Consider the following 18,606-nt stretch of genomic DNA (forward strand, 5'->3'; position numbering starts at 1 on the left):
AAGACAGATTCACCACTTATAAATTTGGAATACAAAGATACTGTTCCTGAGCAAGCAGGAGAACGATTGAACAGACTAATCAAATATATAAACTCAGAGCGGCGGCATTCTGCAAAAACACAGGTTAAGTTCAACGACTTGTCTAATGATGCGCCATTATTCTTATCAACACCCAGTATTGGTTTAAAGTTCTTGGTTCTTACGAATTGTGTTTTGGCGGATACCTATTCCTTCTGGATCAATAACCAATTTCTACACCTTTCAGAATATAACAAAAATGTTAATTGACGGAGTAAGTTGAGTGTGATAGCATTGGTTTAACTTAAAACGAAAAGGCTATGATGAGAAATAGTAGCTATTAGGGATCTCACAGAGAGAAGATGGTTGGTGCGAATCTTCATTGATCTAATAGTGAAGCAGTCTCGGAGCTGTGAACCGAACAGAGGAATCTTAGTAGGCTTCAACGGAGTTCCACCGTTATCCAGGAAACAATATCGGAGATATCCCTTATTGATAGAGTGCAGAGAAATCTGAAATTAGGTGGTAACACGGACATAATAGTTCGCCCTAAGTTGACAAGAAATATGTCAGCTTAGGGCTTTTTTGTTTTATTTCTTCTGGTTTGAATATTTGCAAAATAATTTCCCGAAAATAAATAATAATTGATATGGAGGTATTGAGCATGGAGAAAATGACACCAGATGAGTTAAGAAAATCATATATTGATTTTATGAAAGGAATAGGGGCTAGCCAAGTGCCCTCTTCTAGCTTGTTACCAGAAAATGATCCCTCAACGTTGTTTACAGGGAGTGGAATGCAACCTATGGTTCCATATTTATTGGGGGAAAAGCATCCGATAGGTAACGAGATTGCTAATATTCAGAAGTGTTTAAGGACAGTGGATATTGATGAAGTAGGAGATACGTCGCATCTGACATTTTTTGAAATGATAGGTCGATGGGAGTTTAAAGCAAGTGAAAATAACTATAAGAGAAAGCAAATCGATGCCATTTGGAATTGGCATATTATCGAATTAGGAATTGATCCTGGCAGGCTGTATATCAGTGCTTTTATAGGAAGTGATGATTTGAATATACAGAAAGATACGGAAGCCATTCAAATCTGGTCAGAAAAATTTAAATCAGTTGGTATAGAACCTATCATTGAAGATGATCCCTATCAATATGGGGCATCTAGAGGTGGAAAAATATTCTTATACGATGAAAAAGAAAATTGGTGGAGTCGAGCCGGAAGTCCATTAGATATGCCTGTTGGTGAACCGGGTGGACCTGATAGTGAAATGTTCTATGATCTTGAACCAGGCGGTGATTCACTGGATCATCCTGCTTCTGTAAGCGAGAGGTTTTTAGAAATTGGGAACAACGTATTTATGTGTTACAAAAAAGAAGACACAGGGTTTGTAAAAATGCATAATCCCAATATTGATTATGGAGGCGGATTAGAAAGGGTTGCAACAGCCCTTAATGGTGACAAGGATATTTATAATACGGCTTTCTTCCTTAATCCCAAGAAAAAATTGATGGAGTTAAGTGGTAAACAATATACTGACGATTTAAAGTCGTTTAGAATCATACTTGATCATGTGAGAGCGGCTACTTTTCTAATTAATGATGGTGCGGAGCCAGCTAATAGTGATGCAGGGTATATAACAAGAAGGTTATTAAGAAGGGCGATTCGTGCAGGTAAAAAAATAGGTATACAAGGAAGTTTTTTGGGTGAGTTGTCTGAAGTTTATATAGATGAAGCAACAGCTTATGAAGATTTGATCGGTAATAAAAAGAAAGTTATCGAAATAGTAAATAAGGAAGAAAATCTTTTCTATAGAACTTTACAGCAAGGAGAATATGAAATACAAAAACATCTTAAGAATAAGGGTAAAGTTACAGGTGCAGATGCTTTTTATTTTTACGAAACATATGGGTTTCCCTTGGAGTTGACGGAAGAGTTTCTAACTGAAAGTGGATATAGCATGGAGAACAAGGCGTCTTATATAGAGGCGGCAAAGAAACATGCTGAAAAGAGCAGAACTGCTTCTGCGGGTAAATTTAAAGGTGGATTAGCTGAACATTCAACAGAAACAACAGCGCTGCACACGGTATCTCATTTATTACTTGCTGGTTTAAGGGAAGTTTTAGGTGATCATGTTCATCAACAAGGAAGTAATATTACTTCAGAACGATTACGGTTTGACTTCAACCATGATGAAAAACTTACGCCAGAGCAAATAGCTGAGGTGGAAAAGTATGTGAATGATGCGATTTCATCAAAAGCAGTTACCTATATTTCAGAGCTGCCTAAAATTGAAGCGAAAGAAAGTAATGTTGAAGGGAATTTTTGGGATAAATATCCGGATATCGTTAAGGTGTATACAATCAAAGATAACGAAGGGAAAGTTTGGAGTCGAGAAGTATGTGGAGGACCTCATGTAGAAGATACAACAAATTTAGGAAAGTTCAGTATTAAAAAAGAACAATCTTCTGCTGCTGGAGTTAGAAGGATTAAAGGAGTAATTAATAAATATTTCCAGAACGCGGAACAATAGCTGATGTTTTAGGATTGCCATTTGTAACAACGTTATGAGTTTCCAGGAATCCAGGATGAATGATAAATCTGGCAATCTAAGAGAGTTTGACATCGCTTGGCCTTTGCGTTGGCGATACCGGAGAACAGTATTCAAAGAAAAAGCAATTCGGATTTAATCCGAGTTGCTTTTTTACTGCAAGAAAGGGGAACTTATAAAAAAACAGAACGAAAATCGAGCTATATGGTGTAGGACACTAATTGTCGGATGACAAGAATATGAGCCGATTAATTACCGCGTAAATCGCGGTTTTTTTATTTTATCGGTACACATTCTTGGCAAAGTGCAATGTCAAGAATGTGTACCGATTGCCGAAAAAGTCCAAGAATGTATACCGATTGCCAATGAACTAACAGGCGTAAAGGATGATCCGAATGAATGAGAAAGAGACATTAAAATGAAGTAAACATAGTAACAAACATAAATCTCTATTTTTTTGAAATTTGATGTCCGTTGTATTTGGGAAACATGCTATTGCCAAATTAACAATCCTTTTTATAGGTAACAGCATAGGTTATAAGAGATAAGAAATGGAAACATGAGGGGAGAAAGAGTATGTACTGTAATCCATACAATCATTATCAATGGCATATACCTATGCACGACAATAGAAATATCAGAAATTGGAGTAATTATTGGAATCCTCATTATTATAACTGGAACAATTGCAACTATTGTATTCCTTATATGGAGTACAATAAATTAACAGATTACGGACTAAGACCATTAGTGGTGAATATTGACCGAGCTACTAAACAAAACAATACTTACCGAACTGCTTTATGGACTGGGAAACATTTTCAGGTCACCCTTATGAGTATTGATGTGGGGGATGACATTGGCTTAGAAGTTCATCCCACAACTGATCAATTCATTCGTATTGAAGAAGGTCAAGGACTTGTTCAGATGGGGGATAGTAAAGAAATATTGGATTATCAAGAAATGGCTTGTGAAGATTTTGCAATTATTATACCTGCCGGAAAATGGCATAATGTAACAAATACAGGTAATACTCCACTTAAAGTATACGTTATCTATGCTCCGCCAGAGCATCCATATGGTACGGTGCATGAAACAAAAGCAGATGCCATGTCTAAAAAAGAAAACAATAATTACTAATGAATCAAGTAAAAGCATACCACTTGTGGTTCTCAATACCTATAGAATAGATAATGCGTCGCAAACAGAGAAGATATTACATTTTAGGACTATTGGATTTAAGCGTAGGTATAATACACCTCAAAGGTAACCACATAAAATGCTAAAACAAAGGTAAGTATATTCAACGAACCAACAGGCTGCTAGTAGCAGTCTGTTGGTTCGTTGAACTTTTTATCTTAACATTTGTCCATAAGTTAAGAAGTTGATATTACTAAGAAAATAAGCAATTATTTTCAGTTTTCTAAATATCGGTATAATGTAGTTTTGCTAATTCCAGTTTCTTCTTTTATTTGAGCAAGACTAAATTTTTTGCTCTGATACATAATAATAGCTCGCTTCACATTCTCATCTGCTTTAGGCGGACGACCAGGCTTCATTCCTTTTTGTTTAGCCTCATACAAACCTCTTTTAGTATTCTCGCTAATGACGTCACTTTGAAAATTCAACAAAAAATGTACACTGTCATAAAATGAGTACCTCGTTGTATGAGAAGTAGCAATATCTTCACCGATTGAGTGGAGAAAAGCCTGTTTATCATGTAATTCATTTAATAATTCTGCAAGGTGTCGTGTTGAATCGGCAAACGAGAATAGATTAGCTACAACAACAGTGTCCCCTGGTTGAAGTTCATTCATCATAGTATTTAGCACTACTCTTTTTTTTGCAGAAGAGTGTTCCTCTGTATACAATTGATTACAGCTTAGGTTATTTAAAATCTTTAACTGGATTTCACAACTCAAATCATCTTGATTAGGTCTCATATACCCAATTAACATTATATGTTCTCCTAACTACGGAAGCCTTTTTAAAAGCATACCATACAAAAAGACCAAAAAGGTTCCTTTTTGGTCTTTTTGGTGATAAAATGAATGAGCCTCATACGGAACCTGACTTTTATGAGAGTTAAAAGTCACCATAAAATAAATAAGGAGTGGAAGTAAACGTGATTGAAAGAATGAAAAGGGAATGGTTCTCAAATGTAAGGGGGGATGTACTTGCAGGAATTGTTGTAGCATTAGCTCTCATTCCCGAAGCGATTGCCTTTTCGATTATTGCAGGTGTTGATCCTATGGTTGGTTTGTATGCATCGTTTTGTATTGCCGTTATTATAGCATTTGTAGGTGGTCGCCCTGGTATGATCTCTGCCGCTACCGGTGCAATGGCTCTGCTTATGGTTCCATTAGTGAAAGAGTATGGATTGCAATATTTATTGGCTGCAACAGTACTCACTGGGATCATACAACTTATTTTTGGTATATTCAAGATCGGTAAGGTCATGAAATTTATTCCGAGAGCCGTCATGATCGGATTTGTTAACGCGCTTGCCATTCTGATATTTATGGCGCAGGTCCCTCATTTTATAGGAATATCAACTTTGACTTATATTTTTGTCACTATAACTTTGATTTTAGTTTATGTATTGCCTAGATTTATCAAAGCCATTCCTGCCCCTCTTATCGCGATTGTAGTGCTTACAGCGGCTGCAATTTGGGGTGATCTGAGCTTAGGAACGGTAGGGGATTTGGGGGTAATTACTCAAACACTTCCTTCATTCTTTGTTCCAGATATTCCATTTAACCTTGAAACGTTTAAAATCATTTTTCCTTATTCAATTGCTTTAGCAATTGTTGGATTATTAGAGACGCTGCTTACTTCTTCTATCGTTGATGATATGACAGGTACCGAGAGTAATAAGAATAGAGAATCCAGAGGTCAAGGTATCGCGAATATTATTACGGGATTCTTTGGAGGTATGGCAGGTTGTGCGATGATAGGACAGTCTGTCATCAACGTCAAATCAGGAGGACGAGGCAGATTATCCACTTTGGTTGCAGGGCTATTTTTAATATTTCTGATCCTTGTATTGGGTGGATTGGTTGTACAAATACCGATGCCTGTATTAGTAGGAATCATGATTATGGTATCTATCGGCACGTTTGATTGGTCTTCATTTTCGTATTTGCGTAAAGCACCTAAGACAGATGCTTTAGTCATGTTGGCTACAGTAATTATCGTTGTCGCTACCCATGACCTTTCAAAAGGCGTTATAGCTGGTGTCATTCTTAGTGCGATTTTCTTTGTGGCCAAAATCTCCAAACTGGAGGTTACTAGACGACAGACCAGCAACGAGGAGATATATGATGTAACCGGTCAATTGTTCTTTGCTTCTGTTGAAGGTTTTATTGGAGGCTTTGACTTTAGTGTAGCTGATACTAAGATCGTTATTGATTTCTCAAAGGCACATATCTGGGACGATTCTGGTGTAGGTGCGGTAGATAAAGTAGTCATCAAATATCGAGCAAATAATAATCATGTCACGATTAATGGGCTAAATGCCTCTAGTGAAAAAATTATTAAAAAGTTAGCTATATCCCAAGAATCACATGCACAGTTAAAAACACATTAAAGAGTGAGGAAAGGATACACATGTAAAACCGTATTCGATTATCCGCTGATGGATCAGAAAACGCAATAATTGCAGCCGATAAGGTTGTGATTATTGCGACATTATTTTCAGATCTGTCGTTAGAAATATTTTCATAACGGACATTTCTAAAATCAAAAGCGAGACTTACTATTGTGTATGTATAAACAAATGAAAATCTGCAGCTATTCGAAAAGACTTTGCAAAATAATTTATAGTATGAACTCCTGAAAGAAATCCAAAACAATTTTCAATTTGGCGTACCTCATCATGACATCTCATAGTCTTCGTAACTGACCAGTTACCGAAATACGATCCATAATTGGAGGCTATATATGAAATTCTTTTTACGCAGAGCTGTAGAGGATGACTGGGATCAGATAAAATCTATTTATTTGGAAGGCATCGCAACGGGGAATGCAACATTCCAAACTGAAGCTCCATCTAAGGAACAATGGTTTTCTAATCATGTTTTAGAATGCAGTATTGTATGCGTTGATGGTGGTGAAATATAAATCTTTAATGAATGAATTAATAAATCTATCTGAAAAAGAAGGTTTTTGGACTCTTCAAGCAGGTATATTTCCTGAAAATTCTTCTAGCCTTAATTTACATCATAAATTTGGATTTAGAGAAGTTGGTACAAGAGAAAAATTGGGGAAAATGAACGACATATGGAGAGACGTTATATTTTTAGAAAGAAGAAGCAAACTTTTCAACTAGCAAAAAAGGAACGTTTACCGGCAAAGTTGCCATATAAACGTTCCTTTTATTATGAATAGATGGCTTCTAATGATTTTCTCTGTGCAGGCTTTATACTTAATACCGAGCGAATACTTTGGGCTTGCTGCTCAGCATCATCTATGCTCTTGGCTAATCCTAATTCAAGGAGTGTGCCGTAAGCAACAGTCCCTGTACGGCCTTTGCCGCCTCCGCAATGAAACACGACCTTTTTGCCTTCTTTGTAGGATTCAACAACGGCTTTAATGGCTTTATGAAGCAATTCCTCCTGAGGTTCATTAGCTACATCGCCTAATGGTACCTTGATCCATTCTAATCCTTCAGCTTCAGCTGCGCACTGCTCAGCTTCTGCTCTTAAATCAACAACAACTACAACACCTTCATGATCAACCATCGATTGAACATCTTGGGCGCCGCCCATAAATATGCGACCAGGAATTAATTCGTGATAAGCTTTACTCATGTCTATATTCTCCCCTCGACTATTAAAATAATTGTTTCTTAAACGAAGTAAACTCCACTTGAACAGGTGCGGAAGGAGGAGCACAGCACAATGAGAGATCACGTTGATCGCCCGCAGATTCAAATTCCGAATCCTCTTTAGTATAAAATATCTCCCAGGCATTACCGTCAGGGTCGTATACCCATACTTTATCTTGTACAGCATAGCAGCAAGTTGTATTCATTTCATTGATTAGAAGTAGATCCGCTTGTCTTAAACGCTCACCCATTGCAAGAACATCTTCTGTATGATCTACCTGGAAACCAAGGTGATTAAGTACGCCATTTTTTTCAAAGGGACGTACGTTTAATGAAAAGTGAAGTGCTGGGTTATCTAATTCAAATTTTGCGTAATTGTCCCTTACTTTCGAAGGTTCTTTCCCGAAAAAATGTCGATAAAAGCTCAGCGAATTCTCCAAGTTGGAGCAGTTCACGGCTACATGCATTCGTTTGATCGTGGACATCTTATAGTCCTTCCTTCACAAACTTCTCGATTCTAGCCTTGATTTGATCACGAACGTTTCTAAATTGATCCATAATTTCTTCTTCCGTGCCTGAAGCTTTTGCTGGATCTTCAAACCCCCAATGCCATTTAACTACATTAGGATTCGAGACGACAGGGCAATGCTCATCAGCATGGCCACAAAGTGTGATTACATAATGAGCGCGATTCAATACTTCTGTATCGATTACATTAGAAGAGTTTTGACTTATATCAAGGCCGGCTTCCTTCATCACTTGAACGGCTCTCGGGTTCAAACCATGTGCCTCAAGCCCTGCACTTTTTACTTCGTATTGTTCACTACCTAGGGCAGTAAGAAAGCCATCAGCCATTTGACTCCGGCAAGAGTTACCTGTACACAAGAAATAAACCAGTTTCTTTTCCATCTTTTTATGTCTCCTTTGAATTTCTTTTTAGTGGATTATGCTAAGCCAGAAGTAAAGGCCAAGTAATGTAATGAACAGCACCGGAAGCGTTAGTATGATTCCAACCTTGAAGTAATAGCCCCATGTGATTTTTACACCTTTCTTGGATAGTACATGCAACCACAAAAGGGTAGCTAACGATCCAATTGGCGTAATTTTAGGACCTAAATCAGATCCAATAACATTGGCATAAATCAGAGCTTCTCGTAACACACCAGTTGTGTTGGTGCCTTGAATAGCTAGGGCATTAATCATTACCGTAGGCATGTTGTTCATAATGGATGAAAGAATGGCAGCGATGAATCCTGTACCGATCGTTGCGACAAATAAACCTTGATCAGCTGTCCATTGAAACACTTTCCCAAGCTGATCCGTAAGTCCAACATTTCGCAGACCGTAAACAACAACATACATGCCGATAGAAAAAACGACAACAGACCATGGAGCACCTTTGATGACAGTGACAGTTTGGATAGCAGGACTTTTGCGAGCAGCCAGTATAAAGACGATTGCTGCTAGACCAGCAATAATTGATACCGGTACATGAATAAACTCGCTTATGAGATAAGCAATGAATAATACAGCTAAAACAATCCAAGACAGTTTAAACATACGCATATCTTTTATCGCTTCGCGAGGTTGTTTGATGTGGTTAAGATCATAGCGTTTTGGGATGCTTTTCCTGAAAAGGAGAAACAAAACGAGCAAGCTTGCTCCAACTGCAAAGAAGTTAGGAATAATCATTCGACTCGCATACTCGGCAAATCCAATCCCAAAGAAGTCAGAAGAAACGATATTAACCAAGTTACTGACCACAAGAGGTAACGACGCTGTATCCGAAATAAATCCGCTTGCCATAATAAATGGCAGGATCATACGATCATCAAATTTCAGTGCTCTGACCATAGCGAGTACAATGGGTGTGAGAATAAGTGCAGCACCATCATTTGCGAAAAAGGCTGCGACAGCTGCACCCAGCAATACGACGTAGGAAAACATGAGGTACCCATTCCCATTTGCAAAACGTGCCATATGGAGTGCTGACCATTCGAAAAATCCGATTTCATCAAGAATCAGTGAGATCAGGATGATAGCGACAAAAGTTAGAGTAGCGTTCCAGACAATGCTCGTTACATCCCACACGTCATTAAAATCAACAACCCCAAAGAGTAGGGCGAGTATAGCTCCGCCAGCTGCTGAATAACCGATGTTCAAACCTTTAGGTTGCCAAATAACGAAGATCAAAGTAATAAGAAAAATAATAGACGCAATAATTAACATAGTACCTCCTAAGAACAATAGTCATAACATCAACTCTAGAAGGATGATCCTTAATTACAAGCGTCAGGATTCAGCTTCTTTAGCTCTTCTTTCATCGATGGGAGTGCTTGTAAGATGTCATGTAGATATGGCTTATCTTCGATATTTAACGAATAATAAATCCATTGTGCACGCCTAGTCTCATGAAGTAATCCACCAACTTTTAACTTTCTCAAATGCTGGCTTACATTGGGCTGAGTTGTTTCAAGAATCGTTACGATATCACAAACACACATTTCTCGCTCCTTAAGCAGAGCCATAATAGTAAGGCGTGTTTTGTCAGATAATAGCTTTAATGTCTCAGCAAGATGATCTAGCGGTTGAATCATATAGTCGCTCCTTTTTAACATGGTAGTTGATCGTCATTGTTTATTATACTCAAATTTTTATATAAGTAAACAGTTATATAAGTGTGTGCGAATATAAAAAGCACTTCGAAAATTTATACTTGCAAATTACAACTAAAGCACGTATAAATAAAGTAGGGGGAATGAACAATGAACAACCCACGTGAACTACTACAAATACTTGCGAGGCAGTTTGGTTTGTTAAATAAAAGCTGTTGCCAGATCAGTGGTCTAGATATATCGCTTATTCAAAGTCATATTCTATATGAAATTAGTCGTCAGAACACACCTTCCATGCAAAAGGTAGCAGAAACACTTGGTGTGGATATAACGACCTTTAGCAGGCAAATTCAATCGTTAATCAAGATGAAGTTAGTGAAGAAATCGGCATCATCCGAAGATGGCAGAGTATATCTGCTATCCCTAACAACGGAAGGGAAGTTTGTGGCTGGCTCCATTGAACAAATGATGAACGATTACTTAGACCAAGTCTTTTCATTCATGAATGAATTTGAAAAGGATACGGTTATCCGTTCACTACAGTTACTGAACACTAGTATGCAAAAATCCAACATATGCTGCACACCGATGGGGTAAAGATTTTACCTCATCTCTTTTGTGAAAATACTTGCAAAATGCAAATATAATTCAGAGGTGGTGTTCATTTGGGTGACATTTATGATGCTATCGTCATTGGTGCTGGGTAAGCAGGACTTGCAGCTGCGTATCATTTAAAGAAGAGTAAGCTTCATTATGTACTTTTAGAAGCAAATTCTGAACCAACAGGATCATGGCCACAATATTACGACAGTCTCAGGTTATTCTCACCAGCGAGCTATTCTTCGTTGCCGGGGATGCCACTCCCATTAAATAGCGACGAGTACCCTACTAGGGATGAAGTCATTTCTTATTTAAAAAGGTATGCTTCGTCCAATAACTTCCCTATACATGTTAACGTTCGAGTAGATAGCGTTGAGAAATCCGATTGTTTTTATGTACATACCTCTGATGGTGAGGTATACAGAAGCCATAACATTATATGTGCTACAGGTTCGTTTAATAAGCCTTTTATTCCGAAGATAGATGGCAATTCGAATTTTAACGGTACAATCATTCATTCATCTCATTACCGAAATTCAGCTTCTTTCCATAACCAACGAGTTATCGTAGTAGGCAGAGGTAATTCAGCCATGCAAATTGGAGTTGAGATCAGTGAAGTTGCTTCTTCCACAACACTGGCTACGTTACAACCTGTTCAAATCATTCCACAACGATTCCTTGGGAGAGATATTCATTTTTGGCTTACGATCATAGGGTATGATTCTTTTCCGTTTTGGCGCTTAGGTTTGACTGTTGGTAGTCCCCGTGGAGCTATTGATATGGGCAGTTTCAAGAACAAATTAATGAGTGGTCAACTTAAACAAAAACGAATGTTTACAAAAATATATGACGACGGAGTTATATGGTCAGATGGTATGAAGGAAAAGATAGATAGCATCATCTTTGCCACAGGCTTCCAACCAATATTCCCGTTTCTTTTTAAAGTGGAAGGAGCTTTAGATGATCGTGGTTATGCCATTCAGAGGGGAGGGGCGAGCAACACGGTATCAGGTTTATTTTATCTAGGACTATCTGGTCAACGCACATTTTCATCAGCAACGATCCGTGGCGTTGGTTCGGACGCAAAATATATAGTGAAGCAGCTCAAACAAAACAAGAAGTCGTTTATAACGTTAGCGGAAAAACGCATTTAAAAAATCTTTTAAAACGAGGAGAATGAATATGAATAATCAATTACCTGTTGCAATTATCGGTGGCGGACCTGTAGCTCTGTCTGCTGCGGCACAATTAACAAAAAGAGAAATTTCGTTTGTTTTGCTGGAACAAGGAACATCGGTTGGAGCGTCTGTTCTAGAATGGGGTCATATCCAAATGTTCTCTCCTTGGGAATATAATATTGATTCAGCTGCATCTGAACTACTTGCAGCATCTGGATGGATAGCACCACCTAAAGAAGATTTGCCAACGGGCAAACAATTATTTGATTACTATTTGTATCCACTTTCTGAACTAGATCAATTAAAACCTTTCATTAAGACTGAAGCAAAGGTGGTAGCTATTCATCGTCAAGGCTTCGATAAAATGAAAAGTGCTGGAAGGGATAAGGTACCTTTTGAAGTTGTTTATGAAAAAAATAACAATATCTATCGTTTTGAAGCTTCAGCTGTAATCGATGCTACAGGTACATGGAATACGCTAAACCCAATTGGAGCTAGTGGTGATTATGCTAATCAAGAGGTAAATTTAAGCTCTCATATTCATTATGGTATTCCAGATCTTACAGTAGCTCATGCAAACCGATACACAGATAAAACAGTAGCTGTCGTTGGTAGCGGACATTCAGCAATTCATGCCATTCTAATGTTACATGAGTTGAAACTCCAGCATCCTGGAACGACGATTCATTGGATTTTAAGAAAACAAGCCATTGAGGATGTTTTTGGAGGTGGTGAGCTTGATGGGTTACCTGCAAGAGGAGCACTAGGTTCACGTGTAGCAAAATTAGTGAAGGAAGGGGTTGTAAAGGTTCACACACCATTCAGCATTCAAGCTCTTGAACGAGCAGGTGAGAAGATAAACATCATTGGTACGGGCACCATGATTAAACAGGTGGATGAGATTATTGCAGCAACTGGAGCAAGACCGAATTTCACATTTATTAGAGAGCTGCGATATGAATCAGATTCTTCCATTGAGTGCGTGCCCAAATTAGCAGATCTTATTGATCCTAACATTCATAGTTGTGGTACAGTCAGACCACACGGTGAAGCTGAACTTAGACAGCCGGAGCATCATTTCTATATCGTAGGAGCAAAGAGTTACGGACGTGCACCTACCTTTTTACTTGCTACGGGTTATGAACAAGTGAGAAGTGTTGTGTCTGCTTTGGCTGGCGACTGGGATTCAGCTCGAGAAGTGAAACTTCATCTTCCTGAAACAGGTGTGTGTAGCGTATCACGACCAAAGACGGCGATAAAATTATCTCAGCCTTCGTGTTGTGGATCGGAACCGTTGAATGCAAATTCATGTTAGTAAGAGAAGCGAAGAGTCTAAAGTAAAACTCATAGCTGCAATAACGGCTGTTTGTTTGCTTGGGGATACAATGCTTTATGTTGTACTTCCCATTTTTGGGGAGCAATTTGGTATCCATTCATTATGGCAAGTAGGGGTACTACTTTCGATTAATCGGTTCGTTCGAATCCCAATTCATCCGTTTATTGGTTGGTTCTACTCAAAGTATGAGATAAAAACAGGTATCATCATTGCTATTATTCTCACAGTTGTGTCGACTTCGTTCTATGGGTTATTTGATGGATTTTGGATACTTTTTCTCGCTAGGTGTATTTGGGGTATTGCTTGGGCTTTTCTTAAGCAAGGAGGGCAATTGCAAGTTGTTTCAACCATTGAAGACAATGGTGAGAAGGGTGGGCGGTTATCAGGTATTTATAATAGTATATCTGGGATAGGCGCGTTGGTATGTTAGTTGGGGGATGGGTGTCCACTTTCTATGGATCAGATACAATTCTTATCGTATTTGCTGTACTTGCATTTCTAACTTTATTCATTGTAAGAAGGTTAAAGGGATCATCCAAAATTACAATTGAAACAGTTAAACGACGAACTGCTTTCAATGCTGAATTGATTTCACTTATAGTGATGGGATTCGTCCTCACATTAATTTTTCAAGGATTCCTTAAATCTACCATGAGTTATTGGGTAGGTAATCAAAACTTTACGTCGATACCTTTCTTACAAGTGCTTGGTGCCGCCACAATTACTGGTTTATTAATAACGGTAAAGTTAAGTTTAGATCCGATTGTTGCACCATGGATAGGTAAACTAAACGATCGAAGTACCACTGGGAACAGATTTGTAGTTTTACTAACTATTGTGGCTAGTACCTTGTTAATCTTGTTTCCATTGAAGATGAATATTGTGATATGGCTTAGTTTAACAATCCTATTACTGTTGTTATCTACTACACTTATGAATCTAAATGATGCCAAGATCTTTCTGTACGCAACTGGTCAACATCGACATAGTGTGATTTCAACTTATTCCATGACAAGCGATTTAGGTGCTGCTGTAGGCCCGTTACTTGGATTTTCATTCATTTCTTTTTTTGGAGATCTAGGAACTGCATGGATGACTGCGTTATTACTTATTACGTGTTCTCTTAGTGGAACAGTAATAAAGAGAGCTTTTGATCGAAAGAGAGTAGTGAAAATAAATACAATGCTTTAAATCTTCAATTAATAATAAAAATTAATCCCAAGAAGAGGTTGATCTGAATAGTTGAAGATCAACCTTCAAACTCAAAAGTTATGAATGTATGTTTGTGTCGCGAATAGTAATGAAGGTATGTTCTTGTCGGTAATGAATGTATGTTTGTGTCGCTACACAACTAAGTAAGATGTCGGATGACAAGAATATAAGCCTATTAATTACCGTGTAAATCGCGGTTTTTTTATTTTATCGGTACACATTCTTGGCAATGTGCAATGTCAAGAATATGTACCGATTGCCGATAAAGTCCAAGAATGTGTACTCATTGCCGATCAGCTATTCATCAGCTTTTGAAACTTTATCCAGTAATCTTACATAATCTTCAAAAATAAAAAAAGCGTCGCTCATAATTTCGGATCTGATATTAGATAAGAAAGGATTCAAGCATTTTTTAGAGAAATATAGTAAAACAAAGGGGAGCGCATAATCCTTCCATTTTATTAAGACGAATTTTATAAAATAAGAAAATACCTGCATCATTTACGTAAGCTATTTTCACTATATGTTTACTACCCCTAAAATCCACTTTTGATAAAATCGCTTTTTAATCTTTCTGGTGAGACACCGGAATTGCCAAACCTTCGATGATGTTCATTCAGTAAAGGGCTCCCACTTATGGTTTACCCGATGTGAACAACTTCTTCCTGGAGTGTTCATTGTAGGGTACAGAACGGTGGCACACTCAACTTTAAGGGGACAAAGCTTACACCAATTTCAATTGTCGGGGCTACTGGTACAGACATTAGTGATTCGTGGAACGAGTTGGTGGAAGAGTCTGGATCTGTAGTATTTGATTCATTTGTGAACGTCAACTTGGATACAATAGCCACAACGATCAACTATGTGGAACCGACGGATTTCCGGCTAACAGCTACTTCTCTTAGTGCAACGACTATTATTCCTTCAGATCGTGATGATGCTATGAAGCAGTGGTATATGGAAGTAAGTCCTTATAAAATGAAAGTGGCTACGAAGGTCGAATATACTGGCGTATGGTACCGGCCTATACTATTTACTAACAAGAAGGATATGTATCATGGGATGGATGTTGAGTTATTCACCAGCTGGGAAATTGAATCGAATAGAATCTCAGATACCAGATACAACATAGGAACAATTAATTATTGGGAGTGGGTGAATGCTGGTTTTACTTACGACACCCAGCGAGCAAAAACACTAGCGGACAATAATCAGACGAGCAATCAGATCAATATTCAACGATTGATAGACTATCGGAAAACAGGTAAAGTTTACTTAAAGAAATATGGTCGTTTAAGCTTAGGTCAATTGGCTAACCCGTTCGATAATGTAACGGCTGCCAAATTTTATAGCCATGTTCGTACAATGAGTGCTTCCTTCTGGAAATCGCATAACACGTCAATTGTATATTGGGACGATTCTGCACGACGCTACGGCTATTACGGTTCCGAGGATCCAGTAAAGCAGACATTTATTGATGGAGTTATTATTAGGGTTGAGTTCACCTCTGATTTGCCGTTCAGTATTCCGACATTTGGCAATAACGTTCCGCCAGTTGGGCTTATTGGTGTATTCCTTAACTCGGGACCATTTAAGTATCCGACTGTTTATCCAGCACCTGCACCATCAAGTTCAACAATTGATTATGGCAATGGAGCGACGGCAGAGATAATAAGAGCCTACATGGAATTTTTATTGAATGAAGGTACGAATCCCGTGTTCACTTGGTGGATTCCTGGATCAGCAGATGACGAAGCTCGTGCATTTCTCCAGAGCAAAGGGCTGACTATTGATTCGCCTCGCGAAGATTGGAAACTACAATTCGTTGATCCAGCAGCAAAGACGATTGAGGCTATTAAGAAGAAGTATTTGGAATAGTTCATAGAATGAATTTGGCAGCAAAAGAATGGTTGTAAACCGTTCTTTTGCTGCATATGTGGGGGATTCGGAGTGGGTGTACGAGGCATTTGTATGATTTTTCTTATGGCGAGTTTCTCTTTGATGGTTGGTTGTAATTCTAATAATGGATCGGTTACAACAAAACATGGTGAGCATCTTACGCGACTTAGCGATGATGCGAGATTTGTCAGATGGTCACCAGATGGAACGAAGCTGGCAGTCATAACAGAATCTTCATTTCTGGCAGTATACGAAGAAAAAGATGGCGGTCTTCGTTTTTCACGATATGTCGATGAAGAAACGGGGCTAATCTCTTCACGTTCGCTTGCTTGGGGGGCGGACGGAAGTAAGCTTTATTATTTCGACTATCCGAAAGATAAGAAAACGGACGAAATTATTGATTTCGAACGCGGAAAAGTTCTATCGTCTGCCGATCTTAAGAGCAAAACGAGAGTCAATATCGATTCGAGTTTTTTTCAGTTCATCGATCATGTAGATGCATCGCCTGACGGCAAGAGCCTCTATATTAATGGAAAAGAAAATTATAATGAAGCAAACTCGAGCATGTTCATCTATCAGCTTGATACAGCTAATTATACGAATGTTTCTGAGCAGTTTGGTTTTAGCATTCAAGGAGACAGTCGACTGTCTCGGGACGGTCAGCTGCTTTTTGTTAATGCAAAGATTGATGGGGAAGTACAAGGTGTAATCATCGAATTAGCATCGGGAAGGCATTGGGTTATTAGTGATGAACATTTAGCTGAACCTTCATTCTCACCTGATGGCCGCTGGCTGGCATACATCGAACTTGACCATACTATTATGGTAATTCCTACGGATAAGAAAGGCGACCCAACAGCGATTGTACACTCCGACATCGCAGCTGCAAAGTTAGATTGGTCCCCTAAGGGAGATCGAATTGCATTTACTACCGCTAATTCGAACCAATGGTTCACAAGTTATTTGTATATAATGGATGTTCCTGAACGATTTCGATAATTTTTAAAACTACCCCTATACCATCAAATTTAACAATTCCGGTGAGACTCCGGAATTGTTATAGACGGATAGCTTTTTACAATAGAGGTTGTTCGTTCAAGATTCTATAAAGTTTGCAACAGCACGGAATGAACTTGTCACTTTAGTACCTTTTGTAAAATTTATTGGGTTGAAATATCCAAAGTGGACTGATTTTACTGGATTATGCAGGAATGACATGGAAGAGTATCTAGAAAATCTTAAAAGTACACCAATGCGTGGTAACAAGGGTACAAATTACAATGCAACCGAACCTACAGATTATTATCTTTGGCGTATGATAGGAGGGGTTGAAAACTTTTTGTATTTCCTACAGAGATACGAATGGCCGGAAGCTCCAGAGATACCAATACGTAAACTAATTTATCAAGAGGATCGCCCAAAGCTTGAACCAAAGAAAGACGACGACTATGAATTTGTATCAGACTACGTATGGAATCAAATTGTATCTAAAAAAGATATGATAGAGCCACAGTATTTGCCAATTCTATTAGTATTGGAGGCTACTGGATTTAAACTTGATGAAATTTTAAAATTGAAACAAGACTGTATATTTGATATTAATGGTTATCATTGGCTGAGGTCAGAACGTACTAATTCACGATATCAGAATCCAATGGTTCCTATCGAAAAGGATTTAGCAGAATTGCTTAAAGAGAATATTTCAAAGGTTCAAGAATTGTTTCCAGGCAGCTTAAACCCGAATAAACTTCTTTTTTTAAGATACTCTGGTACTAAAGGTGTAGGAATTCCCTTTTTACAATTATCTATATTAAGGTATTTAGATCGGTTTTCAGAAAGAGCAAATATCAGAACAGAAACTGGTGATATATTTCATTTTACTGCCAATGGATTTAAGCATAGATATGGTATGAAACTTATGAACACTGGATTAAATCTTGGACAGGTCCATAAACTCATTGCAAATGTAACATCCGAAATGTCCTTGATCTATGCAAGGAAAACTCAAAAGCAACTCATAACAAAAGGTTAATCTTCAACAATGAAGATTAACCTTTTGTTATATAATAAGAGGAGAGGAACATAAGTTCTGAAACGGTAATCGGTACATATTCTTGTCATTTATCGGAACACATTCTTGTCATCCGACAACTAAATGAAAATTCAGTAGTTACTAGGCATTGAATCGATTTGAATACATATGTACAAAATACGAGTTTTGTGTAAAAGTGTGATAAACTTTATGTAGCTTCCGCATGTTAGCCGTCCACTGCCAACGACAACTACTGTTTTATCCGTATTAACATTGTGCATGAGTTCCTTTAAATTCTGGAATTCCATAATGAATGTGCGAGTCA

The 18,606-nt window shown here is 38.1% G+C and carries 19 protein-coding genes, 1 pseudogene and 1 other annotated feature; of the genes and pseudogenes, 13 read left to right on the top strand and 7 right to left on the bottom strand.

From position 1 onward, the window contains the following. Nucleotides 1–329: 329 nt before the first annotated feature. Nucleotides 330–573 (top strand) — a binding site (T-box leader). Nucleotides 574–682: 109 nt separating this feature from the next. After that, on the top strand, nucleotides 683–2,563 hold the full coding sequence (locus MFF31_RS17435) for an alanine--tRNA ligase (protein ID WP_238189581.1): 1,881 nt from the start codon (nucleotides 683–685) through the stop codon (nucleotides 2,561–2,563). Between the two features lie 594 nt (nucleotides 2,564–3,157). Next, a complete protein-coding gene (locus tag MFF31_RS17440; RefSeq protein WP_375541327.1) occupies nucleotides 3,158–3,721 on the top strand; it encodes a cupin domain-containing protein in 564 nt (187 codons plus the stop codon). A gap of 275 nt (nucleotides 3,722–3,996) precedes the next feature. Here MFF31_RS17440 and MFF31_RS17445 read toward each other — a convergent pair whose 3' ends face one another. Continuing rightward, on the bottom strand, nucleotides 3,997–4,539 hold the full coding sequence (locus tag MFF31_RS17445; RefSeq protein WP_238189583.1) for a recombinase family protein: 543 nt from the start codon (nucleotides 4,537–4,539) through the stop codon (nucleotides 3,997–3,999). A 179-nt stretch (nucleotides 4,540–4,718) separates the two neighbouring features. On the opposite strand from MFF31_RS17445, the gene MFF31_RS17450 reads away from it, so the two are divergent. The 3 genes from MFF31_RS17450 (at nucleotide 4,719) to MFF31_RS25330 (ending at nucleotide 6,911) form a co-directional block, all read left to right on the top strand. Further along, nucleotides 4,719–6,170 carry a SulP family inorganic anion transporter gene (locus tag MFF31_RS17450; protein WP_375541364.1) on the top strand — a complete coding sequence of 484 codons (1,452 nt, stop codon included), beginning with the start codon at nucleotides 4,719–4,721 and terminating at the stop codon, nucleotides 6,168–6,170. A gap of 353 nt (nucleotides 6,171–6,523) precedes the next feature. Then, nucleotides 6,524–6,703, top strand: a complete 180-nt coding sequence (locus tag MFF31_RS25325; protein WP_309296685.1) for a GNAT family N-acetyltransferase — start codon at nucleotides 6,524–6,526, stop codon at nucleotides 6,701–6,703. A 7-nt stretch (nucleotides 6,704–6,710) separates the two neighbouring features. Next, entirely contained in the window at nucleotides 6,711–6,911 is a 201-nt protein-coding gene (locus tag MFF31_RS25330) for a GNAT family N-acetyltransferase (protein WP_309296686.1), read from the top strand. A gap of 49 nt (nucleotides 6,912–6,960) precedes the next feature. Here MFF31_RS25330 and MFF31_RS17460 read toward each other — a convergent pair whose 3' ends face one another. From MFF31_RS17460 to MFF31_RS17480, 5 genes are read right to left on the bottom strand one after another with little or no spacing between them, the layout of a single operon-like run. After that, the gene (locus MFF31_RS17460; RefSeq protein ID WP_238189586.1) at nucleotides 6,961–7,392 is read right to left on the bottom strand and encodes a protein-tyrosine phosphatase family protein; all 432 of its coding nucleotides are present in this window, start codon (nucleotides 7,390–7,392) and stop codon (nucleotides 6,961–6,963) included. 22 nt (nucleotides 7,393–7,414) lie between these two features. Further along, nucleotides 7,415–7,894 (bottom strand): ArsI/CadI family heavy metal resistance metalloenzyme, encoded by a 480-nt coding sequence (locus MFF31_RS17465; protein WP_238189588.1) that lies wholly within the window; start codon nucleotides 7,892–7,894, stop codon nucleotides 7,415–7,417. 1 nt (nucleotide 7,895) lies between these two features. Then, nucleotides 7,896–8,318: an arsenate reductase (thioredoxin) gene (gene arsC / locus MFF31_RS17470; RefSeq protein WP_238189589.1), complete on the bottom strand. Its 423-nt coding sequence runs from the start codon at nucleotides 8,316–8,318 to the stop codon at nucleotides 7,896–7,898. A gap of 27 nt (nucleotides 8,319–8,345) precedes the next feature. Continuing rightward, nucleotides 8,346–9,638 carry an arsenic transporter gene (locus MFF31_RS17475; protein ID WP_238189591.1) on the bottom strand — a complete coding sequence of 431 codons (1,293 nt, stop codon included), beginning with the start codon at nucleotides 9,636–9,638 and terminating at the stop codon, nucleotides 8,346–8,348. Between the two features lie 50 nt (nucleotides 9,639–9,688). Beyond that, on the bottom strand, nucleotides 9,689–10,006 hold the full coding sequence (locus MFF31_RS17480) for an ArsR/SmtB family transcription factor (RefSeq protein ID WP_375541328.1): 318 nt from the start codon (nucleotides 10,004–10,006) through the stop codon (nucleotides 9,689–9,691). A gap of 168 nt (nucleotides 10,007–10,174) precedes the next feature. Here MFF31_RS17480 and MFF31_RS17485 point away from each other — a divergent pair, with 168 nt between their 5' ends. The 4 genes and pseudogenes from MFF31_RS17485 (at nucleotide 10,175) to MFF31_RS17500 (ending at nucleotide 13,568) form a co-directional block, all read left to right on the top strand. Further along, a complete protein-coding gene (locus MFF31_RS17485) occupies nucleotides 10,175–10,621 on the top strand; it encodes a MarR family winged helix-turn-helix transcriptional regulator (protein WP_238189593.1) in 447 nt (148 codons plus the stop codon). Between the two features lie 122 nt (nucleotides 10,622–10,743). Continuing rightward, a pseudogene (locus MFF31_RS17490) lies at nucleotides 10,744–11,778 on the top strand (flavin-containing monooxygenase); the annotation flags it as partial. Between the two features lie 28 nt (nucleotides 11,779–11,806). Further along, nucleotides 11,807–13,117: an NAD(P)-binding domain-containing protein gene (locus MFF31_RS17495; RefSeq protein WP_238189595.1), complete on the top strand. Its 1,311-nt coding sequence runs from the start codon at nucleotides 11,807–11,809 to the stop codon at nucleotides 13,115–13,117. After that, nucleotides 13,101–13,568 (top strand): MFS transporter, encoded by a 468-nt coding sequence (locus MFF31_RS17500; RefSeq protein WP_238189597.1) that lies wholly within the window; start codon nucleotides 13,101–13,103, stop codon nucleotides 13,566–13,568. Before MFF31_RS17495 ends, MFF31_RS17500 begins: the two co-directional genes overlap by 17 nt. Nucleotides 13,569–13,590: 22 nt before the next feature. On the opposite strand, the gene MFF31_RS17505 is transcribed toward MFF31_RS17500, so the two are convergent. Then, a complete protein-coding gene (locus MFF31_RS17505; RefSeq protein WP_248565516.1) occupies nucleotides 13,591–13,758 on the bottom strand; it encodes a hypothetical protein in 168 nt (55 codons plus the stop codon). Nucleotides 13,759–13,789: 31 nt separating this feature from the next. Between MFF31_RS17505 and MFF31_RS17510 the strand changes: the two genes are divergently transcribed. From MFF31_RS17510 to MFF31_RS17525, 4 genes are all read left to right on the top strand, one after another. Then, entirely contained in the window at nucleotides 13,790–14,329 is a 540-nt protein-coding gene (locus MFF31_RS17510) for a hypothetical protein (protein ID WP_248565517.1), read from the top strand. Nucleotides 14,330–15,172: 843 nt separating this feature from the next. After that, nucleotides 15,173–16,228, top strand: a complete 1,056-nt coding sequence (locus MFF31_RS17515; RefSeq protein WP_248565518.1) for a hypothetical protein — start codon at nucleotides 15,173–15,175, stop codon at nucleotides 16,226–16,228. Nucleotides 16,229–16,321: 93 nt separating this feature from the next. After that, nucleotides 16,322–17,248 (top strand): TolB-like translocation protein, encoded by a 927-nt coding sequence (locus MFF31_RS17520; RefSeq protein ID WP_238189603.1) that lies wholly within the window; start codon nucleotides 16,322–16,324, stop codon nucleotides 17,246–17,248. An 88-nt stretch (nucleotides 17,249–17,336) separates the two neighbouring features. Beyond that, entirely contained in the window at nucleotides 17,337–18,281 is a 945-nt protein-coding gene (locus MFF31_RS17525) for a tyrosine-type recombinase/integrase (protein ID WP_248565519.1), read from the top strand. The last annotated feature ends 325 nt before the right edge of the window (nucleotides 18,282–18,606 follow it).

It is taken from the genome of Paenibacillus sp. L3-i20 (assembly GCF_022180385.2).
In the GTDB taxonomy this organism is placed as follows: domain Bacteria; phylum Bacillota; class Bacilli; order Paenibacillales; family Paenibacillaceae; genus Pristimantibacillus.

What these genes read in the sequence shown, in the direction of transcription:
- MFF31_RS17465 (WP_238189588.1), bottom strand. Translation starts at nt 7,894, where the DNA reads ATGTCCACGATCAAACGAATGCATGTAGCCGTGAACTGCTCCAACTTG.
- MFF31_RS17500 (WP_238189597.1), top strand. Translation starts at nt 13,101, where the DNA reads ATGCAAATTCATGTTAGTAAGAGAAGCGAAGAGTCTAAAGTAAAACTC.
- MFF31_RS17485 (WP_238189593.1), top strand. Translation starts at nt 10,175, where the DNA reads ATGAACAACCCACGTGAACTACTACAAATACTTGCGAGGCAGTTTGGT.
- MFF31_RS17475 (WP_238189591.1), bottom strand. Translation starts at nt 9,638, where the DNA reads ATGTTAATTATTGCGTCTATTATTTTTCTTATTACTTTGATCTTCGTT.
- MFF31_RS17460 (WP_238189586.1), bottom strand. Translation starts at nt 7,392, where the DNA reads ATGAGTAAAGCTTATCACGAATTAATTCCTGGTCGCATATTTATGGGC.
- MFF31_RS17440 (WP_375541327.1), top strand. Translation starts at nt 3,158, where the DNA reads ATGTACTGTAATCCATACAATCATTATCAATGGCATATACCTATGCAC.
- MFF31_RS25330 (WP_309296686.1), top strand. Translation starts at nt 6,711, where the DNA reads ATGAATGAATTAATAAATCTATCTGAAAAAGAAGGTTTTTGGACTCTT.
- MFF31_RS25325 (WP_309296685.1), top strand. Translation starts at nt 6,524, where the DNA reads ATGAAATTCTTTTTACGCAGAGCTGTAGAGGATGACTGGGATCAGATA.
- MFF31_RS17435 (WP_238189581.1), top strand. Translation starts at nt 683, where the DNA reads ATGGAGAAAATGACACCAGATGAGTTAAGAAAATCATATATTGATTTT.
- MFF31_RS17450 (WP_375541364.1), top strand. Translation starts at nt 4,719, where the DNA reads ATGAAAAGGGAATGGTTCTCAAATGTAAGGGGGGATGTACTTGCAGGA.
- arsC (WP_238189589.1), bottom strand. Translation starts at nt 8,318, where the DNA reads ATGGAAAAGAAACTGGTTTATTTCTTGTGTACAGGTAACTCTTGCCGG.
- MFF31_RS17510 (WP_248565517.1), top strand. Translation starts at nt 13,790, where the DNA reads ATGAGTTATTGGGTAGGTAATCAAAACTTTACGTCGATACCTTTCTTA.
- MFF31_RS17520 (WP_238189603.1), top strand. Translation starts at nt 16,322, where the DNA reads ATGATTTTTCTTATGGCGAGTTTCTCTTTGATGGTTGGTTGTAATTCT.
- MFF31_RS17480 (WP_375541328.1), bottom strand. Translation starts at nt 10,006, where the DNA reads ATGATTCAACCGCTAGATCATCTTGCTGAGACATTAAAGCTATTATCT.
- MFF31_RS17445 (WP_238189583.1), bottom strand. Translation starts at nt 4,539, where the DNA reads ATGTTAATTGGGTATATGAGACCTAATCAAGATGATTTGAGTTGTGAA.
- MFF31_RS17495 (WP_238189595.1), top strand. Translation starts at nt 11,807, where the DNA reads ATGAATAATCAATTACCTGTTGCAATTATCGGTGGCGGACCTGTAGCT.